Raw genomic sequence first — 24298 nt, 5'->3', positions numbered from 1 at the left:
TATCGCTGAAAGCCGGGTGACCCTCCGTGGTGAATGAAGAGAAGCTGGTCGACTATCTGCGCCGGGTGACCAGTGACCTGCACAGCACGCGCACTCGCCTGCGCGAGGTGGAGGAGCGGTCCCAGGAGCCGGTGGCCGTGGTCAGCATGGCCTGCCGCTATCCGGGCGGGGTCGCGTCACCGGAGGACCTGTGGCGCCTGGTGCGGGCCGCGGAGAACGCGATCGGGGAATTCCCCACCGACCGCGGCTGGGACCTGGACGGCCTTTTCCACCCGGACCCGGACCACGCCGGTACGAGCTATGCCAGGCAGGGCGGATTCCTCTACGACGCGGCCGAATTCGACCCGGAGTTCTTCGGCATCAGCCCGCGCGAGGCGTTGGCGATCGACCCGCAGCAGCGGCTGCTCCTGGAAACGTCGTGGGAGCTGTTCGAGCGGGCCGGCATCGACCCGCAGACGCTCAAGGGCTCACCCACCGGCGTGTACGCGGGCGTCGCCCTGCCCGGCTTCGGCACCCCGCACATCGAGAAGGACGTCGAGGGCTACCTCGTCACCGGCAACGCGCCGAGCGTGCTGTCCGGGCGGGTCGCCTACACCCTGGGCCTCGAAGGTCCGGCGGTGACGGTGGACACCGCGTGCTCCTCGTCGTTGGTGGCCATGCACCTCGCCGCGCAGGCGCTGCGGCAGGGCGAGTGCACCCTCGCGCTGGCCGGCGGCGTCACGGTGATGAGCATCCCCAACGTGTTCACCGAGTTCGCCCGGCAGCGCGGCCTGGCCGCCGACAGCCGCTGCAAGGCGTTCGCCGCGGCGGCCGACGGCACCGCGTTCTCCGAGGGCGTGGGCCTAGTGCTGCTCGAACGGCTCTCCGACGCCCGGCGCAACGGGCACGAGGTGCTCGCCGTGATCCGTGGCTCCGCCGTCAACCAGGACGGCGCGAGCAACGGTCTCACCGCCCCCAACGGGCCGTCCCAGCAGCGGGTCATCAGCCAGGCGCTGACCAACGCCAGGCTCGCGCCGGGCGACATCGACGCGGTGGAGGCGCACGGCACCGGCACCCGGCTCGGCGACCCCATTGAGGCCCACGCCCTGCTCACCACCTACGGGCCCGACCGCCCCGCGGACCGGCCCCTGTGGCTGGGCTCGGTCAAGTCCAACATCGGACACACCCAGGGCGCGGCCGGCGCCGCCGGCGTCATCAAGATGATCATGGCGTTGCGGCACGAGGAGCTTCCGCGCACCCTGCACATCGACGCGCCCACGCCCCACGTGGACTGGTCCGGCGACACCGTACGCCTGCTCACCGAGCCCGTGTCGTGGCCACGCGGCGAACGCCCGCGCCGGGCGGCCGTCTCCTCCTTCGGCATCTCGGGCACCAACGCCCACCTGATCCTGGAACAGCCGCCCGCCCCCGAGCCCGCCGAGCCCCAGAGCGCCCCCACCGCGCCCCGGCTCGACGGCGCCCCGCTGGCCTGGGCGCTCTCCGGCCGCACCGAACAAGCCCTGCGCGACCAGGCCCAGGCGCTGGCCGCCCACCTGACCGCCCACCCCGACCTGTCCGCGCCCGACGTCGGCTGGTCGCTGGCCACCACCCGCTCCGCCTTCGAGCACCGGGCCGTGCTCATCGACGTACACCGCGAGCAGCTCACCGATGCGCTGCGCGCGCTCGCCGACGGCCGCTCACACCCCGGCCTGCTCCGAGCGGAGTCGCCCGCGCGGCCCGGCGGGACCGCCTTCCTGTTCACCGGGCAGGGCAGTCAGTACCCGGGCATGGGACGCGAACTCTACGACCACTACCCGGTGTTCGCCGCCGCCGTCGACGCGGCCTGCGCCCACTTCGACCCGCTGCTCGACCGCCCGCTGCGCCCGGTCCTCTTCGCCGACGAGACACCCGCCGGACCCGAGGGTGACGGCGCCCAGGACCACCCCCTGCACCAGACGGGCATCACCCAGGCGGCGCTGTTCACCCTGGAATCCGCGCTGTACCGGCTCGTCACCTCCTTCGGCGTCACCCCCGACTACCTCACCGGGCACTCCGTGGGCGAACTGGTCGCCGCGCACGTCGCGGGTGTCCTGTCGCTTGCCGACGCCTGCACGCTGGTCGCCGCCAGGGGACGGCTGATGCAGGCGCTGCCGGCCGGCGGCGCGATGATCGCCGTCGAGGCCACCGAGGAGCAGGTGAGCGAACTGCTCGCCGGACACACCGACCGGGCCGCGCTGGCCGCGATCAACGGCCCCACCGCCGTCGTCGTCTCCGGCGACCTGGAGGTCGTCCACGAGATCGCCGCGACCCTGCGCGAGCGGGGCCACAAGACCAAGCGGTTGCGCGTCAGCCACGCCTTCCACTCGCCCCGCCTGGACCCGATGCTCGCCGACTTCCGCGCGGTCGCCAGCGGCCTGACGTACCACGCCCCGCAGATCCCGGTGATCTCCAACCTGACCGGGGAACTCGTCGGCGCCGAGCACCTGACCGACCCCGAGTACTGGGTGCGCCACGTGCGCGAACCCGTACGGTTCCACGACGGCCTGCGCACCCTCCAGGGCGAGGGCGTCGTCCGCTACCTCGAACTGGGCCCCGACGCCGTCCTCGGCACCATGGCCCGGGCCGCCATCGACGGCGAGACGGGCCAGGACGAGCCCGTGTTCGCCGCCGTGCTGCGCAAGGACCGCGACGAGCCGCGCACCCTGCTCACCGCGCTCGCCCACACCCACATCGACGGCGCCACCGTCGACTTCGGCGCCACCGTGCCCAGCGGTGGCCGCACGGTGCCCCTGCCCACCTACCGCTTCCAGCGGCAGCGCTACTGGCGGCCGATCCCCGCCACCACCGGCGACGTGCGCGCCGCCGGCCTCGGCAGCACCGCGCACCCCCTGCTCGGCGCCCTGGTCGAGCCCGCCGACGGCGGCCTCCTGCTCACCGGGCGGCTCTCCCTGCACACCCACCCCTGGCTGGCCGACCACGCCATCCAGGAAACGGTCCCACTGCCCGGCACCGCCTTCCTCGAACTGGCCCTGCTGGGCGCCGCGCAGGCGGGCTGCGACCTGGTCGAGGACCTCACCCTGGAGGCGCCGCTCATCCTGCCCGCCACCGGCGCGGTGCAGGTCCAACTCGCCATCGGCGCCCCGGACGCCACCGGCCGCCGCACGGTCACCATCCACTCCCGGCCGGCCGACGACGACGCCACCGGAGGCAGCGGCCCCGACTCCTGGCACCAGCACGCCGCCGGCCTCATCGCCGAGGCGGCCAACGCCACCCCGCCCCACCCCGCGCCGACCAGCACCAACCCGGCGAAGCCGTGGCCACCCACCGGCGCCGAGCCCATCGACGTGGCCGACCTGTACGCCCGCCTGACCGACCAGGGTTACGCCTACGGGCCCGCGTTCCGCGGCCTGCACGCGGCCTGGCGGGACGGGGACGACATCGTCGCCGACGTGCGCCTGAGCACCGAGCAGCGCGCCGACGCCACCGGCTACGGACTGCACCCCGCCCTCCTGGACAGCGTCCTGCACCCGCTCGAGGAGTTGTGGGGCACCAGCCGCGACCAGGCCACCGACCCCACCGGGGAGCAGCCGCCGCGCACCGTGCGCCTGCCCTTCACCTTCGGCGACGTACGACTGCACGCCGCCGGCGCCACCCGGCTGCGGGTACGCATCACCCAGACCGCTGCCGACCAGGTCAGCCTGGAGCTGACCGACACCGGCGGCGCCCCCGTCGCCACCGTGCGCCACCTCGGTGTGCGGGAGATCCCCGCCGAGCAGTGGCGGGCCCACCGCGCCGCCGTCGACGACACGCTCTACCGCCTCGACTGGCAGGCCCACGCGGAGGGCGTCGACCAAGCCGAGGCGACCGGCCACTGGGCCGTCGTCGGCGCATCCGACCTCGGCCTGCCCGCCGCGACCGGCGGCGCGGCCAGCGTCAGCGCCCACCGCGACCTGGCCGAGCTGCGCGCGGCCGTCGCCGCCGGCACCGCCGCCCCGGACACGATCGTGCTCGCCGCACTCGACCGGGCCGACGGTGACGACGTACCCGCCCAGGTGCGCGGCAGCGCCCACCGCCTCCTCGCCGACCTCCAAGGCTGGCTCGCCGACGACACGTTGGCCGCCGCCCGGCTCGCCATCGTCACCCGCGGCGCGGTCAGCACCGACGCCAGCGAACCGCCCGCCGACCTGGCCGGCGCGTCCCTGTGGGGCCTGGCCCGCTCCGCGCAGGCCGAGCACCCCGGCCGCGTCCTGCTGCTCGACACCGACGACACCCCCGCGTCCCAGCGGGCCCTGCCCGCCGCCGTGGCCACCGCCCTGGCGGGCGACGAGGAGGAACTCGCCCTACGCGCCGGCACCTTGCGCGTGCCGCGACTGGCCAGGTTCCGCCCCGACCCGCAGGCCGCCGCGCCGGCGCTCGACCCGCGGGGCACCGTGCTCATCACCGGCGGCACCGGCGCGCTCGGCCGCCAGATCGCCCGCCACCTGCTCACCACCCACGACGCCCGGCACCTCCTGCTGGTCAGCCGCACCGGTCAGGAAGCCCCCGGCGCCGCCGAAATCGCCGCCGAGCTGACCGACCTCGCCGAGCAGACCGGACACCCGGCCCAGATCACCATCGCCGCCTGCGACACCAGCGACCCGCGAGCCCTGAGCGCCCTGCTCGACACCATCCCGCCGGCCCACCCGCTGACCGGCGTCATCCACACCGCCGGCGTCCTCGACGACGGCGTGGTCAGCGCGCTGACCCCCGCCAGGCTCGACGCCGTACTCGCCCCCAAGCTGGACGCCGCCTGGCACCTGCACCAGCTCACCCGCGAGCTGGACCTCGCCGTCTTCGCCGTCTTCTCCTCCGCCGCCTCCCTGGTCCGCAGCGCCGGCCAGGCCAACTACGCGGCGGCCAACGCCTTCCTCAACGCGCTCGCCGAACACCGCCGCGCCCAGGGCCAGGCCGCCACCTCCCTCGCCTGGGGCCTGTGGGGCCACTCCGGCGGCATGACCGACCACCTCAGCGACGCCGACCTGGCCCGCATGACCCGCTCCGGCGTCGCCCCCGTCCCCCCGGACCAGGCGCTCGCCCTGTTCGACGCGGCACTCGCCACCCCGTACGCCACCGTGCTCCCCGCCCGCTTCGACCTGGCCGTCCTGCGCGCCCAGGCCCACACCGGACCGCTGCCACCCGCGCTGCGCCGCCTGGTGCCGGCCGCGCCCCGCGCCGGGCAGGCACCGGCCGACGCCGCCGCGTGGAGCACCCGACTGGCCGGACTGCCGCCAGCCGAACAGGAGGCCGCGGTCGCCGACCTGGTACGGGAGCAGGTCGGCACGGTCATCGCACACCCCGCGCCGGAGACCATCGACCTCGGCCGGGCCTTCCAGGACCTGGGCTTCGACTCGCTCACCGCGCTCGACCTGCGCAACCGGCTCAGCGCCAGCACCGGAATCCGGGTCCCGGCCACCGTCATCTTCGACTACCCGACCCCCGACGCCCTCGTCCGCCACCTGCGCGACGCACTCGTCGGCGCGGCCCCGAGGCGCCCGGCCCCCACCCCGGCCCCGACGGTCACCGACGACGACCCGATCGTCATCGTCGGCATGGCCTGCCAGTACCCGGGCGGCGTCGGCTCGCCCGACGACCTGTGGGACCTGGTCTCCTCCGGCACCGACGCCATCGGCGCCTTCCCCACCGGCCGGGGCTGGCCGCTGGGCGAACTCTTCGACCCGGACCCCGACCACGTCGGCACCAGCTACGCCAGCGAGGGCGGCTTCCTGCACGACGCCGACCGCTTCGACGCCGCGTTCTTCGGCATCAGCCCGCGCGAGGCCGTCGCCACCGACCCCCAGCAACGGCTGCTCCTGGAGACCGCCTGGCAGACCTTCGAGTCCGCCGGCATCGACCCCGCCAGCGTGCGCGGCAGCCGGTGCGCGGTCATCACCGGCGTGATGTACGACGACTACGGCAGCCGCTTCCTCGGCCGCACCCCCGAGGGCGTCGAGGGCCGCCTGATGACCGGCAGCACCCCGAGCATCGCCTCCGGTCGTGTCGCCTTCACCTTCGGCCTCGAAGGCCCGGCGCTGACCGTGGACACCGCCTGCTCGTCCTCGCTGGTGGCCATGCACCTGGCCGCCCAGGCGCTGCGCCAGGGCGAGTGCACCCTGGCCCTGGCCGGCGGCGTCACCGTCATGGCCACCCCCAACACCTTCGTGGAGTTCTCCCGGCAGCGCGGCTTGGCCGCCGACGGCCGCTGCAAGCCCTTCTCGGCAGCCGCCGACGGCACCGGCTGGGGCGAGGGCGTGGGCCTGCTCCTGCTGGAGCGGCTCTCGGACGCCCGACGCAACGGGCACCGCCCGCTGGCCGTCGTGCGCGGCTCGGCCATCAACCAGGACGGCGCCAGCAACGGCCTCACCGCCCCCAACGGGCCCGCCCAACAGCGCGTCATCGCCCAGGCACTGGCCAGCGCCGGCCTGACCACCGCCGACGTGGACGCGGTCGAGGCACACGGCACCGGCACCACCCTGGGCGACCCGATCGAGGCCCAGGCCCTTCTCGCCACGTACGGCCAGGACCGCCCCGACGACCAACCCCTGTGGCTGGGGTCCGTCAAGTCCAACATCGGCCACACCCAGGCCGCCGCCGGCGTCGCCGGCGTGATCAAGATGGTGCAGGCCATGCGGCACGGGGTGCTGCCCGCCTCGCTGCACGTCGACACCCCGTCGCCGCACGTCGACTGGGAGTCCGGCAGTGTCCGCGTGCTGACCGAGCAGGTCGAGTGGCCCGGCCGGGAGCGCCCGCGCCGCGCGGGCGTGTCGTCCTTCGGTATCAGCGGCACCAACGCCCACATCATCCTGGAGCAGGCACCGCTGGAGGCGCGGCGACAGCCCACCGAGCCCGTCCCCGCCGGCGGAGCCGGCCAGGCCCAGGCCCCCGCCGAGGCCATCGTGCCCTGGGTCGTCTCGGCACGCGGCCCCCAGGCACTGCGCGACCAGGCCGCCGCACTCGCCCGCCGGGTGATCGCCGACCCCGAACTCGGCCTGGCCGACATCGGCTGGTCGCTGGCCACCACCCGCGCGCTCTTCGAGCACCGCGCCGTCATCGTCGGCCAGGACCGCGACGAACTCCTGGTCGGCCTCCAGGCATTGGCCGCCGGCGAGACCTACCCCGGCGTCATCGGCCCCGACACACCCCCGACCGGCGCCACCGCCGGCGGCCCCGTACTCGTCTTCCCGGGCCAGGGCTCGCAGTGGGCGGGCATGGGAGCCGGGTTGTTGGAGTCCTCGCCGGTGTTCGCGGCGCGGGTGGCCGAGTGTGAGCGGGCGCTCGCGCCGTACGTGGACTGGTCGCTGACCGATGTGTTGCGCGGTGGTGTGGACGCCGCTGAGCTGGGTCGGGTTGATGTGGTGCAGCCGGTGTTGTGGGCGGTGATGGTTTCCCTCGCTGCGGTGTGGGTTGATCAGGGTGTGACGCCCGCCGCCGTGGTGGGTCACAGCCAGGGTGAGATCGCGGCTGCCGTCGTCGCCGGTGCGTTGTCCTTGGAGGACGGCGCGAAGGTGGTGGCGTTGCGGAGCAAGGCGCTGCGCCGCCTCGCCGGCGGCGGCGCCATGGCCTCGCTCGCGCTGCGCGAGGACGCGGTCGTCGAACTCCTGGCCGACCTGGGCGAGGCGACGGCGGGCGTGGGCATCGCCGCCGTCAACGGCCCCGGCTCCGTCGTCATCTCCGGCCCCGCCGAACAGGTACGGCACGCGGTCACCCACTGCGAGGAGAGCGGCGGCCGGGCGCGGCTGATCGACGTGGACTACGCCTCGCACAGCCCACAGGTCGACGAGATCGCCGACGAACTCCGCGACCTGCTCGCCGGCGTCGAGCCCGGCCCGGCCAGCGTGCCGTTCTACTCGACCGTCACCGCCGAACGCCTGGACACGACCGAGCTGACCGCCGCGTACTGGGTGACCAACCTCCGCGAACGGGTCCGCTTCGCCGACGCCGCGCGGCGGCTCCTCGCGGCGGGCCACCGGGTGTTCATCGAGGCCAGCACCCACCCCGTTCTCACCGTCGGGCTCCAGGAAGCCTTCGAAGAGGCCGGCCTCACGGGCGTCACGGTCCCCACACTCCGCCGCGACCAGGGCGGCCCCGCCCAACTCGTGCGCGCGGTCGCGCAGGCGTTCACGACCGGTGTCGCGGTGGACTGGACCCGCTGGTTCGCCACCGACCCCACACCCCGCGTCGTCAGCCTGCCCACGTACGCCTTCCAGCGTGAGCGGTACTGGCTCGACGGCGACACCGGCCGCGGCACCGACCCCGCCGACCTGGGCCTGACCACCGCGGACCACCCCCTGCTCGGCGCGGCCATGGAACTCGCCGACGGCAGCACCCACGTGCTCACCGGCCGCGTCACCGCCCACGCGCACCCCTGGCTGGCCGAACACGTGGTGGCCGGAGCCGTCCTGGTGCCGGGCGCCGCGCTGGCCGAGTGGGCGCTGCGCGCCGCCGACGAGGCCGGCTGCGCCGGCGTCGAGGAACTGGCGCTCCAGGCGCCGCTGGTGCTCCCCACGGACGGCGGCGTCCGCGTCCAGGTCGTCATCGACGCCGCGGCGGACGACGGCCGGCGCGAGGTACGGGTCTACGCACGCCCCGACCACGACGCCGGCACCTGGACCCGCCACGCCGAAGGCGTCCTCGGCCCGGCGGCCCCCGCCGGCCCGGACCTCGGCACCACCTGGCCCCCGGCCGGCGCCGAGCCCGTGCCCGTCGACGCCTTCTACGAGCAGGTCAACGCGGCCGGCTACGCCTACGGGCCGGCGTTCCAGGGCCTGCGGGCCGCCTGGCGGCACGGGCCCGACGTGCTCGCCGAGGTCACCCTGCCCGACGCCGCCGGCGCCCCCGACGGCTTCGGACTCCACCCGGCCCTCCTCGACGCCGCCCTGCACCCCGCCCGACTCGTCGACTGGCCCGCCGAAACCCCGGACGCCGAGGCGGACCCGGCCGACCAGTTGTGGCTGCCCTTCTCCTGGCAGGGCCTCGCCCTGTGGGCCGCCGACGCCCGCACGCTCCGCGTCCGGCTCACCCCGCTGCCGTCGAACAGCGCGGGCGAGCGCGCGCTGCGGGTCGCGGTGGCCGACGCGGCGGGCCAAGCCGTGCTCAGCGCCGACGCCCTCGTGCTGCGCCCCGCCCGCGCGGACCAACTCCGCGCCGCCGACGCCCCCGGCGTCGACGGCCTCTACACGCTGGAGTGGACGCCCGTCTCCGCGTCGGCCAACGCCGACGCCCCCACCCGGCGGTCGGCCGCCGGCGGCTGGGCCGTACTCGGCGACGACGCCTTCCAACTCGCCGGGCTCCCGGTGCCGGACGGCACCACCGTCGCCAGCTACCCGGATGTCGCCGCGCTGTCGGTCGCCCTGGACGCGGGCGCGCCCGCCCCGGCCACCGCCCTGCTCAGCGTCGTACGCACCACACCCGCGACCGAGACGGCCCACGACGACCCGGCCGGCGTCGGCCTCGCCCTGGCCCAGCACGTGCTGGCCGTGGCGCGCGACTGGCTGGCCGAGCCCCGCACCAACGACGCCCGGCTCATCGTCGTCACCCGGGGCGCCGTGACCACCGACGACGCCGACCCCGGCCGCGTGGGAGCCGCACCGGCCACCCGCGACACCGACGTGGCCGCGGCCGGCGTCTGGGGCCTGATCCGTAGCGCCGAGGCCGAGAACCCGGGCCGCTTCGTCCTCCTCGACCTCGACCCCGCGCCGGAGCGGCCCGCCAAGGCGCCGGTGGAGGCCGTGCTGCGCGCCGTGGACCTGGACGAGCCGCAGCTCGCGGTGCGCGCCGGCCGCGTCCTGGTGCCCCGCATGCGACGGGCCGGCGCGCTCGGCGGCGAACTCGTCGCCCCGGTCGCCGCCCCCGCCTGGCGGCTGGCGTCCGAGGGCACCGCCACCCTCGACAGCGTCGTCCCCCGCCCCTGCCCGGAGGCCCTGGAGCCGCTCGCCGAGGGCCAGGTTCGTATCGAGGTGCACACCGCGGGCATCAACTTCCGCGACGTGCTGATCGCCCTCGGCATGTACCCGGGCAACGGCGTCTTCCGGGGCAGCGAGGGCGCCGGCATCGTACGGGAGGTCGGGCCCGGGGTGACCGAACTGGCGGTGGGTGACACCGTGTTCGGTCTCTTCGAAGGGGCCTTCGGGCCGCTCGCCATCGCCGACGCCCGCCTCGTCACCCCGCTGCCGGACGGGCTCGACCCGCGCGAACTCGCGGCCGTGCCCACCGTCTTCCTCACCGCCTGGTACGGCCTGGTGGACCTGGGCGGCCTGGCCCCGGGCGAATCGGTACTCATCCACGCCGCCACCGGCGGCGTGGGCATGGCCGCCGTGCAGATCGCGCGGCACCTGGGCGCCGAGGTGTACGCGACGGCCAGCCCCGGCAAGCACGGCGTGCTGGAGGAGATGGGCGTCGACGCCGCCCACCGGGCCAACTCCCGTGACCTGGACTTCGAGGCGACGATCCGGGAGGCCACCGGCGGGCGGGGCGTCGACGTCGTACTCAACAGCCTGGCCGGCGAGTTCGTGGACGCCTCGCTGCGCCTGCTCGGCGACGGCGGACGGTTCGTCGAGATGGGCAAGACCGACATCCGCGACCAAGGCGCCATCGCCGCCGCCCACCCCGGCGTGCGCTACCGGGCCTTCGACCTGGTACCCGACGCGGGCCCCGACCGCGTCGGACAGATCCTGCGCACCGTACGTGACCTGCTGGTCTCCCACGACCTGCGGCCCGCCCCGGTCCGCCGGTGGCCCCTGGCCCGGGCCCGGCAGGCGCTGCGCCACCTCAGCCAGGCCAAGCACACCGGCAAGCTCGTCCTCGACGTACCCGCCGCGGTGAACCCCGACGGCACGGTCCTGATCACCGGCGGCACCGGCACCCTCGGCGCCCTGGTCGCCGAACACCTGGTACGCACCTGGGGCCTGCGCCACCTGCTCCTGGTGAGCCGCCGCGGGGCCGAGGCACCCGGCGCCGACGAACTCGCCGACCACCTCGCCGGCCTCGGTGCCGACGTGCGCGTCGCCGGTGCCGACGTCACCGACGCGGCAGCCGTCCGCGACCTCATCGCCGACATCGACCCGGCCCACCCACTCACCGGCGTCATCCACGCCACCGGAGTCCTGGACGACGCCGTACTCGCCGCCCAGACACCGCAGCGGCTGGCCAGGGTGTGGCAGGCCAAGGCGACGGGCGCGGCCCACCTGCACGCCGCGACGAAGGACCTGCGACTCGGCATGTTCGTCGTCTTCTCCTCGGCCGCGGGCACCCTGGGCGGCCCCGGCCAGGCCAACTACTCGGCCGCCAACGCCTTCTGCGACGCGCTCGTCGCCCACCGCCGCGACCTCGGTCTGCCCGGCGTGTCCATCGCCTGGGGCCTGTGGGCCGACGCCAGCGGCATGACCGGCCACCTCGACGCCGCGGACCTGGCCCGCATGGCACGCTCGGGCGTGGGCGCCCTCACCACCACCCACGGCCTCACCCTCCTCGACGCCGCCACCCAACACGGCGCACCCCACCTGATCGCCGCGGACCTCGACCCGCGCACCCTGTCGGCCCAGCCGAGCGACACCCTGGCCGCCCCCCTGCGCGGCCTGACCAGCCCGGCCACGACGAGCCGCCGACAGCGCCGCACGGCCAGCGCCACGAGCGCGTCACACACCGTCGACTGGGCCGCCCGCCTCGCCGGGCTGACCGCGGCCGAACAACACCGCACGCTGCTCACCCTGGTCCGCACGCACGCCGCGACCGTGCTCGGCCACCCCGACGTGGACGCGGTACCCGCCGACGCCAGCTTCAAGGAACTCGGGTTCGACTCGCTGACCGCGGTGGAACTACGCAACCGCCTGTCGGCCGCCACCGGCCTGCGGCTGCCCGCCGCCCTCGTCTTCGACTACCCCGAGGCGACCGTACTCGCCGATCACCTGCTGCAACGCGTCGCCCCCGGCGAGGCCGAGGCCCCCGGGCCGGACGCGGCAGACCCCGTACTGGGCGAACTGGCCCGACTGGAACACACCCTCGGCGCTCTGACCCTGGACGACGAGGGCCGCCAACGCGTCACCAAGCGCCTGACCGGGCTGCTCAGCAAGGTCAACGAACGGACCAGCGAGCGCACCGGCGGACGCGACTTCAGCGACCTCGACACCGCGTCGGACGACGAGATGTTCGCCCTGATCGACCGCGAACTGCCCTGATGGAGGAGCAAGAACTGATGTCGGACACGGAAGACAAGCTCCGCCAGTACCTGAAGCGGGTCACGGTCGACCTGGGCGAGACCCGGCAGCGGCTGCGCGACGTGGAGGAGCGCCTCAACGAGCCGATCGCCGTGGTCAGCATGGCCTGCCGTTTCCCGGGCGGCATCGACTCGCCGGAGGACTTCTGGGAACTGGTCGCCACGGGCGGCGACGCCATCGGCGAGTTCCCCACCAACCGAGGCTGGGACCTGGAAAGCCTGTACCACCCCGACCCCGACCACCCCGGCACCAGCTACGTCCGCCGCGGCGGATTCCTGGACGGCGCCGACCAGTTCGACGCCCCCTTCTTCGGCATCAGCCCGCGCGAGGCGCTGGCCATGGACCCCCAGCAGCGACTGCTGCTCGAAGTCGCCTGGGAGACCCTGGAACGCGCCGGCATCGACGCCGCCACGCTCAAGGGCACACCCACCGGCGTGTACGCCGGCGCCGGCATCCTCGGCTTCGGCACCCCGCACATCGAGCGCAGCGCCGAGGGTTACCTGCTCACCGGCAACACGCTCAGCGTCGTATCGGGCCGCGTCGCCTTCACCCTGGGCCTGGAGGGCCCCGCGGTCACCGTGGACACGGCCTGCTCCTCGTCCCTGGTGGCCATGCACCTGGCGGCCCAGTCGCTGCGCCAGGGGGAGTGCACGCTCGCGCTGGCCGGCGGCGTCACGGTCATGCCCAACGCCAACCTGTTCACCGAGTTCTCGCGCCAGCGCGGCCTGGCCCCCGACGGCCGGTGCAAGCCGTTCGCCGCCGCGGCCGACGGCACCGGTTTCTCCGAGGGCGCCGGCATGGTGCTCCTGGAACGGCTGTCCGACGCCCGCCGCAACGGCCACCGCGTGCTGGCCGTGCTCCGTGGCTCGGCGGTCAACCAGGACGGCGCCAGCAACGGGCTCACCGCCCCCAACGGGCCGTCCCAGCAGCGCGTCATCCGCCAGGCGCTGGCCAACGCCGAACTCTCCACCTCCGAGGTGGACGCCGTCGAAGCACACGGCACCGGCACCACGCTCGGCGACCCCATCGAGGCCGACGCCCTCCTCGCCACCTACGGCCAGGACCGCCCGGACGACCAGCCACTGTGGCTCGGCTCGGCCAAGTCCAACATCGGACACACCCAGGGCGCGTCCGGCGTCGCCAGCGTCATCAAGATGGTGCTGGCCATGCAGCACGGCGTCCTGCCGGCCTCCCTGCACATCGACGAGCCCACCCCGCACGTCGACTGGAGCGGCGGCGGCGTACGCCTGCTGACCGAGCCCGTCGACTGGCACCCCGGGCGCCCCCGTCGGGCCGGCGTCTCCGCCTTCGGCATCTCCGGTACCAACGCCCACCTGATCCTGGAACAGGCCCCCGAGCCCACCCACGACGACCCCGCGACCACCCCGGCCGATCCGACGCCGGCCACGGGCGCCGTGGTGCCCTGGGTGATCTCGGCCCACAGCGACGACGCCCTGCGCGCACAGGCCCAGGCCCTGATCGCCCGCCTGACGGCGCAGCCCGAACTGACCCCCACCGACGTGGGCTGGTCCCTGACCACCACCCGCACCACACTCGACCGCCGCGCCGTCGTGACCGGCCAAACCCGCGACGACCTCCTCGCCGGCCTCACCTCCCTGGCCGCCGGCGAGCCCCACGCCCACGTCGTGGATCCCGGCCGCCCCACCACACCGACCGGTGTGGGTCCGGTGTTGGTGTTTCCGGGTCAGGGTTCGCAGTGGGTGGGGATGGGGGCGGGGTTGTTGGAGTCGTCTCCGGTGTTCGCGGCGCGGGTGGGTGAGTGTGAGCGGGCGCTCGCGCCGTACGTGGAGTGGTCGCTCGCCGAGGCGTTGCGGGGCGGGGTGGACGCCGCTGACCTGGGTCGGGTGGATGTGGTCCAGCCGGTGCTGTGGGCGGTCATGGTCTCGCTTGCTGCCGTATGGGCTGATCAGGGTGTGACGCCTGCCGCTGTGGTGGGTCACAGTCAGGGTGAGATCGCGGCTGCTGTCGTCGCGGGTGCGCTGTCCTTGGAGGACGGCGCGAAGGTGGTGGCGTTGCGGAGCAAGGCGTTGCGCCGACTTGCTGGTGGCGGCGCGATGGCTTCGTTGGCGTTGAGTCAGGACAAGGCCGAGGAGTTCCTGGCCGGGCTTGGCGACAGCGCGGCAGGCGTGGGCATCGCGGCCGTCAACGGGCCAGGGTCGGCGGTCGTTTCCGGCCCGCCCGAGCAGGTCCAACATGCCGTCTCCGCACTGGAAGAATCAGGCGGCAGGGCCCGGTTGATCGACGTGGATTACGCCTCCCACAGCGCACAGGTTGATGAGATCGCCGATGAGTTGCACGAGGTGTTGGCCGGTATCAGCCCGATCCAGGGTGAGGTGGCGTTCTACTCCACCGTCACGGCTGAGCGTATCGACACCAGCGCCCTGGACACCGCGTACTGGGTGACCAACCTGCGCGAGCAGGTCCGTTTCGCCGACGCCGTACGCCGCCTCCTGGCTGATGGCCACCGCGTGTTCATCGAAGCCAGCACCCACCCCGTCCTGACCGTCGGACTCCAGGAAGCCTTCGACGAGGCGGGGGTGGAGGCTGTCGCGGTACCAACCCTCCGCCGCGAACACGGCGGATTGGAACAGTTGGCGCAGTCCGTGGCGGCGGCTTTCGCCGCCGGGGCCCCGGTGGACTGGACGCGCTGGTTCCCCAGCGACCCCACGCCCCGCGTCGTGGACCTGCCCACCTACGCCTTCCAACGTCAGCGCTACTGGATGCACGGAACCGGTGGGCACGGTGGCGACCCCACACACCTGGGGTTGACCGCGCCGGGGCATCCGCTGCTCGGGGCCGCGGTCGAGATCGCCGACGGGAGCGTGCACCTGCTCACCGGGCGACTGTCGGCCCAGACACACTCCTGGCTCGCGGAGCACGTGGTGGGTGGCACGATCCTGGTGCCGGGTGCGGCGCTGGTGGAGTGGGCGTTGCGGGCGGCCGACGAGGTGGGCTGTGGTGGCGTCGAAGAGCTGGCGCTCCAGGTGCCGCTGGCGTTGCCGGCGACCGGGGCGGTACGCGTACAGGTGGTTGTCGGGGCCGCCAGCGATGACGGGCGGCGCGATGTGCGGGTCTACTCGCACCCGGAGCGGGACGCGGCCGACGAGGACTGGGTGTGCCATGCCGAAGGCGTGCTGAGCCCGCCCGCGACGGACGCCGAGCGGGCCGGGGAACTCTCCGGCACCTGGCCGCCGGCCGGGGCTGACCCGGTGGACCTCTCGGAGTTCTACGACCGGACCACCGCCGCCGGCTACGGGTACGGGCCGGCCTTCCAAGGGTTGCGGGCGGCCTGGCGGCACGAGTCCGACGTGTACGCCGAGGTGGAGTTGCCCGACGCGGCGGGGGAGCGGGCCGGTTACGGCATCCATCCCGCCCTGCTCGACGCCGCCCTACAGCCCGCGCTGTTGTTGACCGAGCCCGACCCCGCGGCTGCCGGGGAGGGCCAGGTGTGGCTGCCGTTCGCGTGGAACGGGGTGGCGCTGTGGGCCGCCGAGGCCGGCACGGTCCGGGTCAGGCTCACCGCGTACCAGCAGGACGCAGCCGACGAACGCGCCGTGCGGGTGACCGTGGCCGATGCCGTCGGAGCCCCCGTACTCACGGTGGACTCGGTGGTCACCCGGCCGGCCGCGGCCGACCAGTTGGGAGCCGCCGAGCGCGCGGCCGACGGGTTGTTCACCATGGAGTGGGTCCCGGCGCTCGAAGGCGTACGGTACACCGGTGCGACTGCCGGGCCGGCTGACTGGGCGGTCGTGGGCCCCGACGTGTGGGGGCTGGCCGACGCGCTGCCGGGCTCGGGTCGGGTGTGGAGCGACCTCGAGGCGCTGGCGGCGTCGGTGGGGGAGGGCGGCTCGGTGCCGTCGGTGGTGTTGGTGGGCGTGCGCCCGGAGGATGGCGTGGGGCCGGCGGCTGCTGGGCTGCGGGCGGTCGAGGGTGTGTTGGGGTTGGTGCAGGGTTGGTTGGCGGAGCCACGGTGGGCGGACGCGCGGCTGGTGGTGGTGACGCGCGGCGCGGTGGCGGCCGGCGAAGCCGGCGCGACGGACGGGCCGGGCGTGGACGTGGCGGCGTCCGGCGCGGGCGTGTGGGGTCTGGTGCGCAGCGCCGAGTCGGAGAACCCGGGGCGCTTCCTCCTGCTCGACCTGGAGCCGACGGACACCGAGCCGGACACCGAGCCGGGTGTCGGGAGCGTGGCGGACGGGCTGTGGGCGGCGCTGGCCGTCGATGAGGCACAGGTCGCCCTGCGGGGCGGCCGGGTGCTGGTGCCGCGGCTGGCACGGGCGCGGGGCGAGGCGCGCACAGCGGCTCACCCTCCGCTCGACCCCGAGGGCACGGTCGTGATCGTCGGCGGCACCGGGATGCTGGGTGGCCTGGTGGCCGAGCACCTGGTACGGAACTGGCGGGTGAGGCATCTCGTACTCGCCAGCCGGCGCGGCACCGAGGCCCCCGGCGCCGACGAACTCACGCCCCGGCTAGCGGAGTTGGGCGCCACCGTACGTATCGTCGCATCCGACGTGACCCGCGCCGACGACGTGGCCGAACTGATCGCCGGAGTGGACCCCGAGCACCCGTTGACCGGTGTGGTGCACGCGGCGGGCGTCCTGGACGATGCGGTGCTGACCTCGCTGACTCCGGAACGGTTGGCGCCGGTGTGGGCGGCGAAGGCCGCGGTGGCGGCGCATCTGCACGCCGCCACCGAGGGGCTGGACCTGGGCCTCTTCGTCACCTTCTCCTCGGCCGCGGCCGCTTTCGGCAGCGCCGGGCAGGGGAACTACGCGGCGGCCAACGCCTTCTGCGACGCGCTGGCCGCGCACCGCCGCGGCCGTGGGCTGCCCGGCGCCTCCATCGCCTGGGGCCTGTGGGCCGACGCCAGCGGCATGACCGGCCATCTGACCGAAGCCGACCTGGCGCGCATGACGCGCTCCGGCATCCGCGCGATGCCCAGCGAGCACGCGCTGCGACTCTTCGACGCGGCCTGTGGTCTCGCCGACCCGCAGCCGGTCGCCGTGGACCTGGACCTCGGCGCGCTCTCCCGGGCCGACGACGTGCCCTCCGTGCTGCGCGGGCTGGTCGCCCGCACCCGCCGCAGGGCCGCCGACGCCGACGCCCAGGGGCCGGCCCTGGCGTCGCGGCTGGCTGGCTTGGACGCGGCCGAGCGGCTCGACGCGGTGGTGGGTGTGGTCCGCGAGGCCGTCGCGGTGGTCCTGGGCTTCGCGTCCGCGTCCGACGTGCGGGCCGGGGCGACGTTCAAGGAGTTGGGCTTCGACTCGCTGACGGCGGTGGAACTGCGCAATCGCCTGTCGGCGGCCAGCGGCTTGCGGCTGCCGGCGACGATGGTCTTCGACTACCCGACGCCGCGCGCGCTGGCGGATTTCGTCCTCGCACGACTCGGCGGCGAGACGGCCGGGCCAGCGCGGGTGTTGGACGTGGCGGGCTCGGACGAACCGGTGGCCATCGTCGGGATGGCGTGCCGCTTCCCGGGAGGCGCGAACTCGCCGGAGGGCCTGTGGGACGTGGTGGCCGGCGGGCGCGCGGTGCTGGGAGAGTTCCCGGAGACCCGGGGCTGGGACCTGGCCGGGCTGTTCCACTCGGACCCTGACCACCCGGGGACGAGCTACGCGCGGCAGGGCGCGTTCCTGTACGACGCGGACCGCTTCGACGCGGGGTTCTTCGGGGTGAACCCGCGAGAAGCGCTGGCCACCGACCCGCAACAGCGGTTGCTGTTGGAGGCGTCCTGGGAGGTGTTGGAGCGGGCCGGCATCGACCCGGCGTCGCTCAAGGGCTCCGCGACGGGTGTGTACGCGGGCGTCATGTACCACGACTACGCCGCGGGCCTGTCGAGGGCGGGGGACGCGAAGCTGGAAGGTTACGCGATGCTGGCCGGCTCGGGCAGCGTCGTCTCGGGACGCGTCGCCTACGCGCTGGGCCTTGAGGGACCGGCCGTGACCGTCGACACCGCGTGCTCGTCGTCGCTGGTGGCGATGCACCTGGCCGCCCAGGCACTGCGCCAGGGTGAGTGCACCCTGGCGTTGGCGGGTGGCGTGACGGTAATGGCGACCCCGGAGGTGTTCACGGGCTTCTCGCGGCAGCGCGGCCTGGCCCCCGACGGGCGGTGCAAGCCGTTCGCCGCGGCGGCCGACGGCACCGGCTGGGGCGAGGGCGTGGGAGTGCTGCTGCTGGAGCGACTGTCGGACGCGCGCCGCAACGGGCACCGCGTCCTGGCGGTGGTACGGGGCTCCGCGGTGAACCAGGACGGCGCGTCCAACGGCCTGACCGCTCCCAACGGCCCGTCCCAACAGCGTGTCATTCGACAGGCGTTGGCCAACGCGGGCGTCTCCCCGGCCGAGGTGGACGCCGTGGAGGCACACGGCACGGGAACCACCCTCGGCGACCCGATCGAGGCACAGGCTCTCCTCGCGACGTACGGCCAGGAGCGCCAGGGAACCGAACCGCTGTGGCTGGGCTCCATCAAGTCCAACATCGGACACACCCAGGCGGCAGCCGGTGTGGCCGGCGTCATCAAGATGGTCAAGGCCATGCAACACGGCGTACTCCCGCCCTCCTTGCACATCGACGAGCCCACCCCCCACGTGGACTGGGAAGCCGGCGCCGTGCGGCTGCTCACGGAACCGGTGCGGTGGCCGCAACATGCCCACCCGCGACGGGTGGGCGTATCGTCCTTCGGCGCCTCGGGCACCAACGCCCACGTCATCCTGGAACAGGCCCCCGACCTGCCGGAACCCGACGCCGGGCCGGAAGCCGAGGGCCCGCTGCCCTGGCTGTTGTCAGCCCGCGACCCCGAGGCGTTGCGTGGCCAGGCGGCGGCCCTCGCCGACCACTTGACGACCACACCCGACCTCACCCCCACCGAAGTGGGTTGGTCCCTGCTGACCACCCGCACGCTCTTCGAGCACCGGGCCGTTGTCGTGGGTGAGGACCGCGATGCGCTCCTGGCCAGCCTGCGCGCGCTCGCCGAGGGCGACACCCACCCCGCGCTCATCACGCCCACCCCCCGGCCCACCACCGGCGACACGGTGTTCCTGTTCAGTGGCCAGGGCAGTCAGCGCCCGGGCATGGGACGCGAACTCTACGACCGCTTCCTCGCCTACGCCGAGACCTTCGACCAGGTCTGCGACCTCCTCGACCCTTACCTGGACCACCCCCTGCGGGAGGTGGTCTTCACCGGCGGGCCTGACGGCCTTCTGGATCACACCACCTACGCACAGGCCGGGTTGTTCGCGCTCCAGGTCGCGATGGCACGACTGCTGGAGACGCTGGGCGTACGACCAGACGCGGTGATCGGACACTCCATCGGCGAAGTCGCCGCAGCCCACATCGCCGGCATCCTCGACCTCCCCGACGCCTGTCACCTGGTCGCCCAACGCGCCACCCTCATGGGCACCCTGCCCACCGGTGGCGCCATGGCCACCCTCAACGCCACCCCCGAAGAACTCCAACCCCACCTCACCGCGTACGAGAATCAGGTCAGCATCGCGGCCCTCAACACCCCGGGAAACACCGTCATCTCCGGGCCCACCGAAGCCGTCGAAACCATCCGCACCCACTGGGCCGAGCAAGGGCGTAAGGCGCGTTCGCTGGCCGTCAGCCATGCCTTCCACTCAGCCCAGATGGACCCCATCCTCGACGCCTTCACCCAAGCCCTCAGCACCCTCACCTTCCACGCGCCCACCATCCCCCTGATCAGCAACCTCACCGGCCAACCCGCCGACCCGGACTTCATCACCACCCCCACCTACTGGGCCCAACACATCCGCCAACCCGTCCACTTCCACCAAGCCATCACCCACACCGCCCCCACCACCCACACCTACCTCGAACTCGGACCCGACCCCACCCTCACCACCGCCACCCAACACACCCTGGACCAGGGGGACGGCGAGGCGGACGCGGCGGGTGGCGCGCAACCGTTGACCGTCGCGGCGCTGTCCCGCAAGCAACCGGAGGCGCAGGCGTTCGCCCAGGCGCTGGGCAGGTTGCACGTCGCGGGGGCCGAGGTGGACTGGGCGCACTGGTTCCCGGCCGACCCGCCGCCGCGTACCGTCGACCTGCCGACGTACGCCTTCCAGGGCGAGCGCTACTGGCTGATCCTGGGCGACAGGGTCGGGGATGTGGGGGCCGCCGGCTTGCAGCGCGTCGAGCACGCGCTGCTGCTCGCCGCCGTGGCGCTGGCCGACGGCGGGTTGCTGCTGACCGGGCGAGTCGCGCCGGGGAGCGCCGATCGAGACTGGTTGGCGCAGCACGTGGTGGCCGGGTCGACGTTGCTGCCGGGCGCGGCGTTGGCCGAGTGGGCGCTGCGCGCCGCCGACGAGGCGGGCTGCGCGGGTGTGGAGGAGTTGTCGCTCCAGGTGCCGCTGGTGCTGCCGGCCAGCGGCGGCCTCCGCATCCAGCTCACCGTCAGCGCGGCCCTCGACGACGGGCGCCGCGACGTACGGATCTACTCCCGGCCCGATCGCGACGCCGACCTCGGCGCTGACACGGACTGGGTGTGCCATGCGGAGGGCGTGCTGAGCCCGCCCCCGCAGGACGCCGAGCAGCCCGCCGGGCTGGGCGGTGCCTGGCCGCCGGCCGGCGCGGAGCCGATGGACGTCGAAGGGTTCTACGACCGGGTGGGCGCGGAGGGTTACGCCTACGGCCCGGCGTTCCAGGGGCTGCGGGCCGCCTGGCGCGACGGCGAGGACGTGTACGCGGAGGTGGAGTTGCCCGAGGCGGCGGGGGAGCGGGACGGGTTCGGCATCCACCCGGCCCTCCTCGATGCCTCGCTGCACGCGGCACTGTTGCTCGCACCGGACGCGCGGTCCGAGGCCGCGGCCGAGCGCGTCTGGCTGCCGTACGCCTGGCACGGCGTGACCCTGTGGGCCGCGCAGGCCGCCACTGTACGCGTGCGCATCTCCCCGAACCCGCAGGTGGCGACGGACGAGCGGGGACTGCGGGTGACCGTGGTCGACGCGGTCGGCGCGCCGGTGCTGACGGTGGAGTCGCTGGCGATGCGGGCCGCCACCGCCGACCAGTTGCGGGCCGTGGGTGGCCAGGGCGCGGACGGCCTGTTCGCGCTGGAGTGGACCCACCTCGCTGCGCCCGCGTCCGACGTGCCCGGTGGCGCCTGGGCCGTGTTGGGCCACGACGATCCGTACGGGCTGCGCGACGCGCGCCTGTCCGACGGCGCTCCGCAGCCCTTCGCCGACGTGGCCTCGCTGGTCACCGCCCTGGACGACGGCGCGCCGGTGCCCTCCGTCGCGCTGCTCCCGGTGGTGGGCGGCGACGCGGAGGAGGACGCGGCCGACGCGGGGCGGGTCGTGGCGGAGTGGTTGCTGCGCCAAGCGCAGGAGTGGCTGGCCGAACCGCGGCTGGCCGACGCCAGGCTCGTCGTCGTCACCCGTGGAGCCGTTCCGGCGGCGGAGCTGCCCGACGACGGCGCCGTCACCGACGCCTGGGTGCGGCTGCCGGCCGCCGGCGCGTGGGGCCTGATGCGCAGCGCGCAGGCGGAGAACCCCGGGCGCTTCCTGCTGCTCGACCTCGACCCCGTGGCCGAGAGCGCGGACGCGCCGGCACTCGACGGCGCCGATGTCGCGCAGGCCGTGGCGCTGGCCGTCACGGTCGACGAACCGCAGGTGGCGCTGCGTACCGGGCGGGTCCTGGTGCCCCGTCTGGTGCGCTCGGGCGCGGACGGGGGCGGGATCGTCGGACCGGTCGGGGAGCGGGCCTGGCGCCTGGAGCTCCAGGGCGCGGCCACCGTCGACAACGTCGTTCCGGTGCCCTGCCCGGAGATCCTTGAGCCGTTGGCCCCGGGTCAGGTGCTCGTCGAAGTGCGCGCCGCCGGCGTCAACTTCCGGGACGCCCTGCTGAGCCTGGGCATGGTCCCGGGGCAGGTGGGGCTCGGCGGTGAGGGCGCGGGCATCGTGACGGCCGTCGGTGCCGGTGTCACCCACGTCGCTGTCGGCGACCGGGTGCTGGGCATCTTCGACCGCGCCTTCGGGCCGATCGCCCTGACCGACGCCCGCATGGTGGCGCCGATGCCCGAGGGTTGGACCTTCCACGAGGCGGCTGCCGTCCCCACGGTCTTCCTCACGGCCTGGTACGGGTTGGTGGAGTTGGGTGGGTTGGCCGCGGGTGAGTCGGTGTTGGTGCACGCGGCGGCTGGTGGGGTGGGGATGGCGGCGGTGCAGGTGGCGCGGCATGTGGGGGCGGAGGTGTACGCGACGGCCAGTCCTGGCAAGCACGAGGTGTTGGCGGGGATGGGTATTGACGCGGCGCATCGTGCTAACTCGCGGTCGTTGGACTTCGAGTCCACGATCCGGGACGCGACGGGTGGTCGGGGTGTCGATGTCGTCCTGAACAGTCTGGCCGGCGAGTTCGTGGATGCCTCGCTGCGGCTGCTTGCCGACGGCGGGCGTCTGCTGGAGATGGGCAAGACCGACATCCGCGACCCGGAGGCCGTATCGGCCGCGTACCCCGGAACCCGTTACCAGGTCTACGACCTGGTCACCGACGCGGGCCCGGAGCTCATCGGGCAGATGCTGGCCACCCTCAGCGACCTGTTCAGCCGCGGTGTGCTGTCCCCGTTGCCGTCGCGGGTGTGGCCGTTGGCGCGGGCGCGGCAGGCGTTGCGGCATTTGAGCCAGGCCAAGCACACGGGCAAGCTGGTGTTGGACGTGCCGGCCACCGTTGACCCCGAGGGCACGGTCCTGATCACCGGTGGCACCGGCACCCTCGGCGCCCTCGTCGCGGAGCATCTGGCGCGTACGGGTCGGGCTCGGCACCTGTTGCTGGTCAGCCGTAGTGGCCCGGAGGCGCCGGGCGCCGGCGAACTGGTCGAGCGGTTGGCCGCCGCCGGCGCCTCGGCCCGGGTGGTGGCGGCCGACGTGACGGACTGGGCAACCGTCCAGGACCTCGTCGCCGGCGTCGACCCGGCCCACCCCCTCACCGGCGTCATCCACACCGCGGGCGTCCTCGACGACGCGGTCCTCACCTCGCAGACCCCGGACGGACTGGCCCGGGTGTGGGCGGCCAAGGCCACGGCCGCCGCCCACCTGCACGCCGCGACCAGGGACCTGCGGCTCGGCATGTTCGTCCTCTTCTCCTCGTCGGCCGCCACCCTCGGCAGCCCGGGGCAGGCCAACTACGCCGCCGCCAACGCGTTCTGCGACGCGCTGGCCGCCCACCGACAGGCGCTCGGCCTGCCCGGCGTCTCCATCGCCTGGGGCCTGTGGGCCAACGCCAGCGGCATGACCGGCAACCTGGCCGACGCGGACCTGGCCCGCATGGCCCGCTCCGGCATCGGCGCCATGACCAGCGAGCACGCCCTGAGCCTGCTGGACGCGGCCATCCAACACGGCGGCCACCACCTGGTAGCCGCCGACATCAACCCCCGGGCCCTGGCCGCGCAACCCGCCGACACCCTGCCCGCCTCGCTGCGCACCCTCGTGGCCACCAGCGGCGGCAGCGCCCGCGCCCGGCGCACCGCGACGACCGGCGGCGGCCAACCCGAGAACTGGGCGAGCCGACTGGCCGGACTCTCCCCCGACGAGCAGCTACGCACCCTGGTCACCCTGGTGCGCGGCAACGCGGCCACCGTGCTCGGGCACGCCGACGCGGACGCGGTCCACGCCGAGGCCAACTTCAAGGACCTCGGCTTCGACTCGCTGACGGCGGTGGAACTGCGCAACCGCCTGGCAGCCGCCACCGGCCTGCGGCTGCCCGCCGCCCTCGTCTTCGACCACCCCGAGCCCACCGCGCTGGCGGAGTTCCTGCTCCAGCGGATCGCGCCCGCGGGGGCACCGGCCAGCGGACCGGACGCCGTCGATCCGGTGCTCAACGATTTGGCCCGGCTTGAGAGCACCTTGATACAGCTTGATCTGGAGGACGGCGATTCCGGTGCGGTGACGGCTCGGCTGGAGAGCCTGCTGGCGAAGTGGAAGGCGGCACGCAAGCCCGCGCACGAGGGCAGCGCCGTGGAGCGACTGGACTCCGCGTCAGCGGACCAGGTCCTCGACTTTATCGACAACGAACTTGGCGTGTCCTGAATGCACGGGACCACA

2 protein-coding genes are annotated in these 24298 nt (G+C 74.4%); both read left to right on the top strand.

All coding sequences use genetic code 11. The annotated features are described in order from the left end of the window. Positions 1 to 26 precede the first annotated feature (26 nt). On the top strand, positions 27 to 12188 hold the full coding sequence (locus tag H7H31_RS33560) for a type I polyketide synthase (RefSeq protein WP_187117709.1): 12162 nt from the start codon (positions 27 to 29) through the stop codon (positions 12186 to 12188). 14 nt (positions 12189 to 12202) lie between these two features. Continuing rightward, complete coding sequence (locus H7H31_RS00700; RefSeq protein WP_408647999.1) at positions 12203 to 24283, top strand: SDR family NAD(P)-dependent oxidoreductase; 12081 nt, start codon at positions 12203 to 12205, stop codon at positions 24281 to 24283. Positions 24284 to 24298: the final 15 nt, after the last annotated feature.

The sequence above is a fragment of the Streptomyces buecherae genome (genome assembly GCF_014295035.1).
GTDB lineage: Bacteria > Actinomycetota > Actinomycetes > Streptomycetales > Streptomycetaceae > Streptomyces > Streptomyces youssoufiensis.
This window is presented reverse-complemented; position numbering and strand designations above follow the sequence as displayed.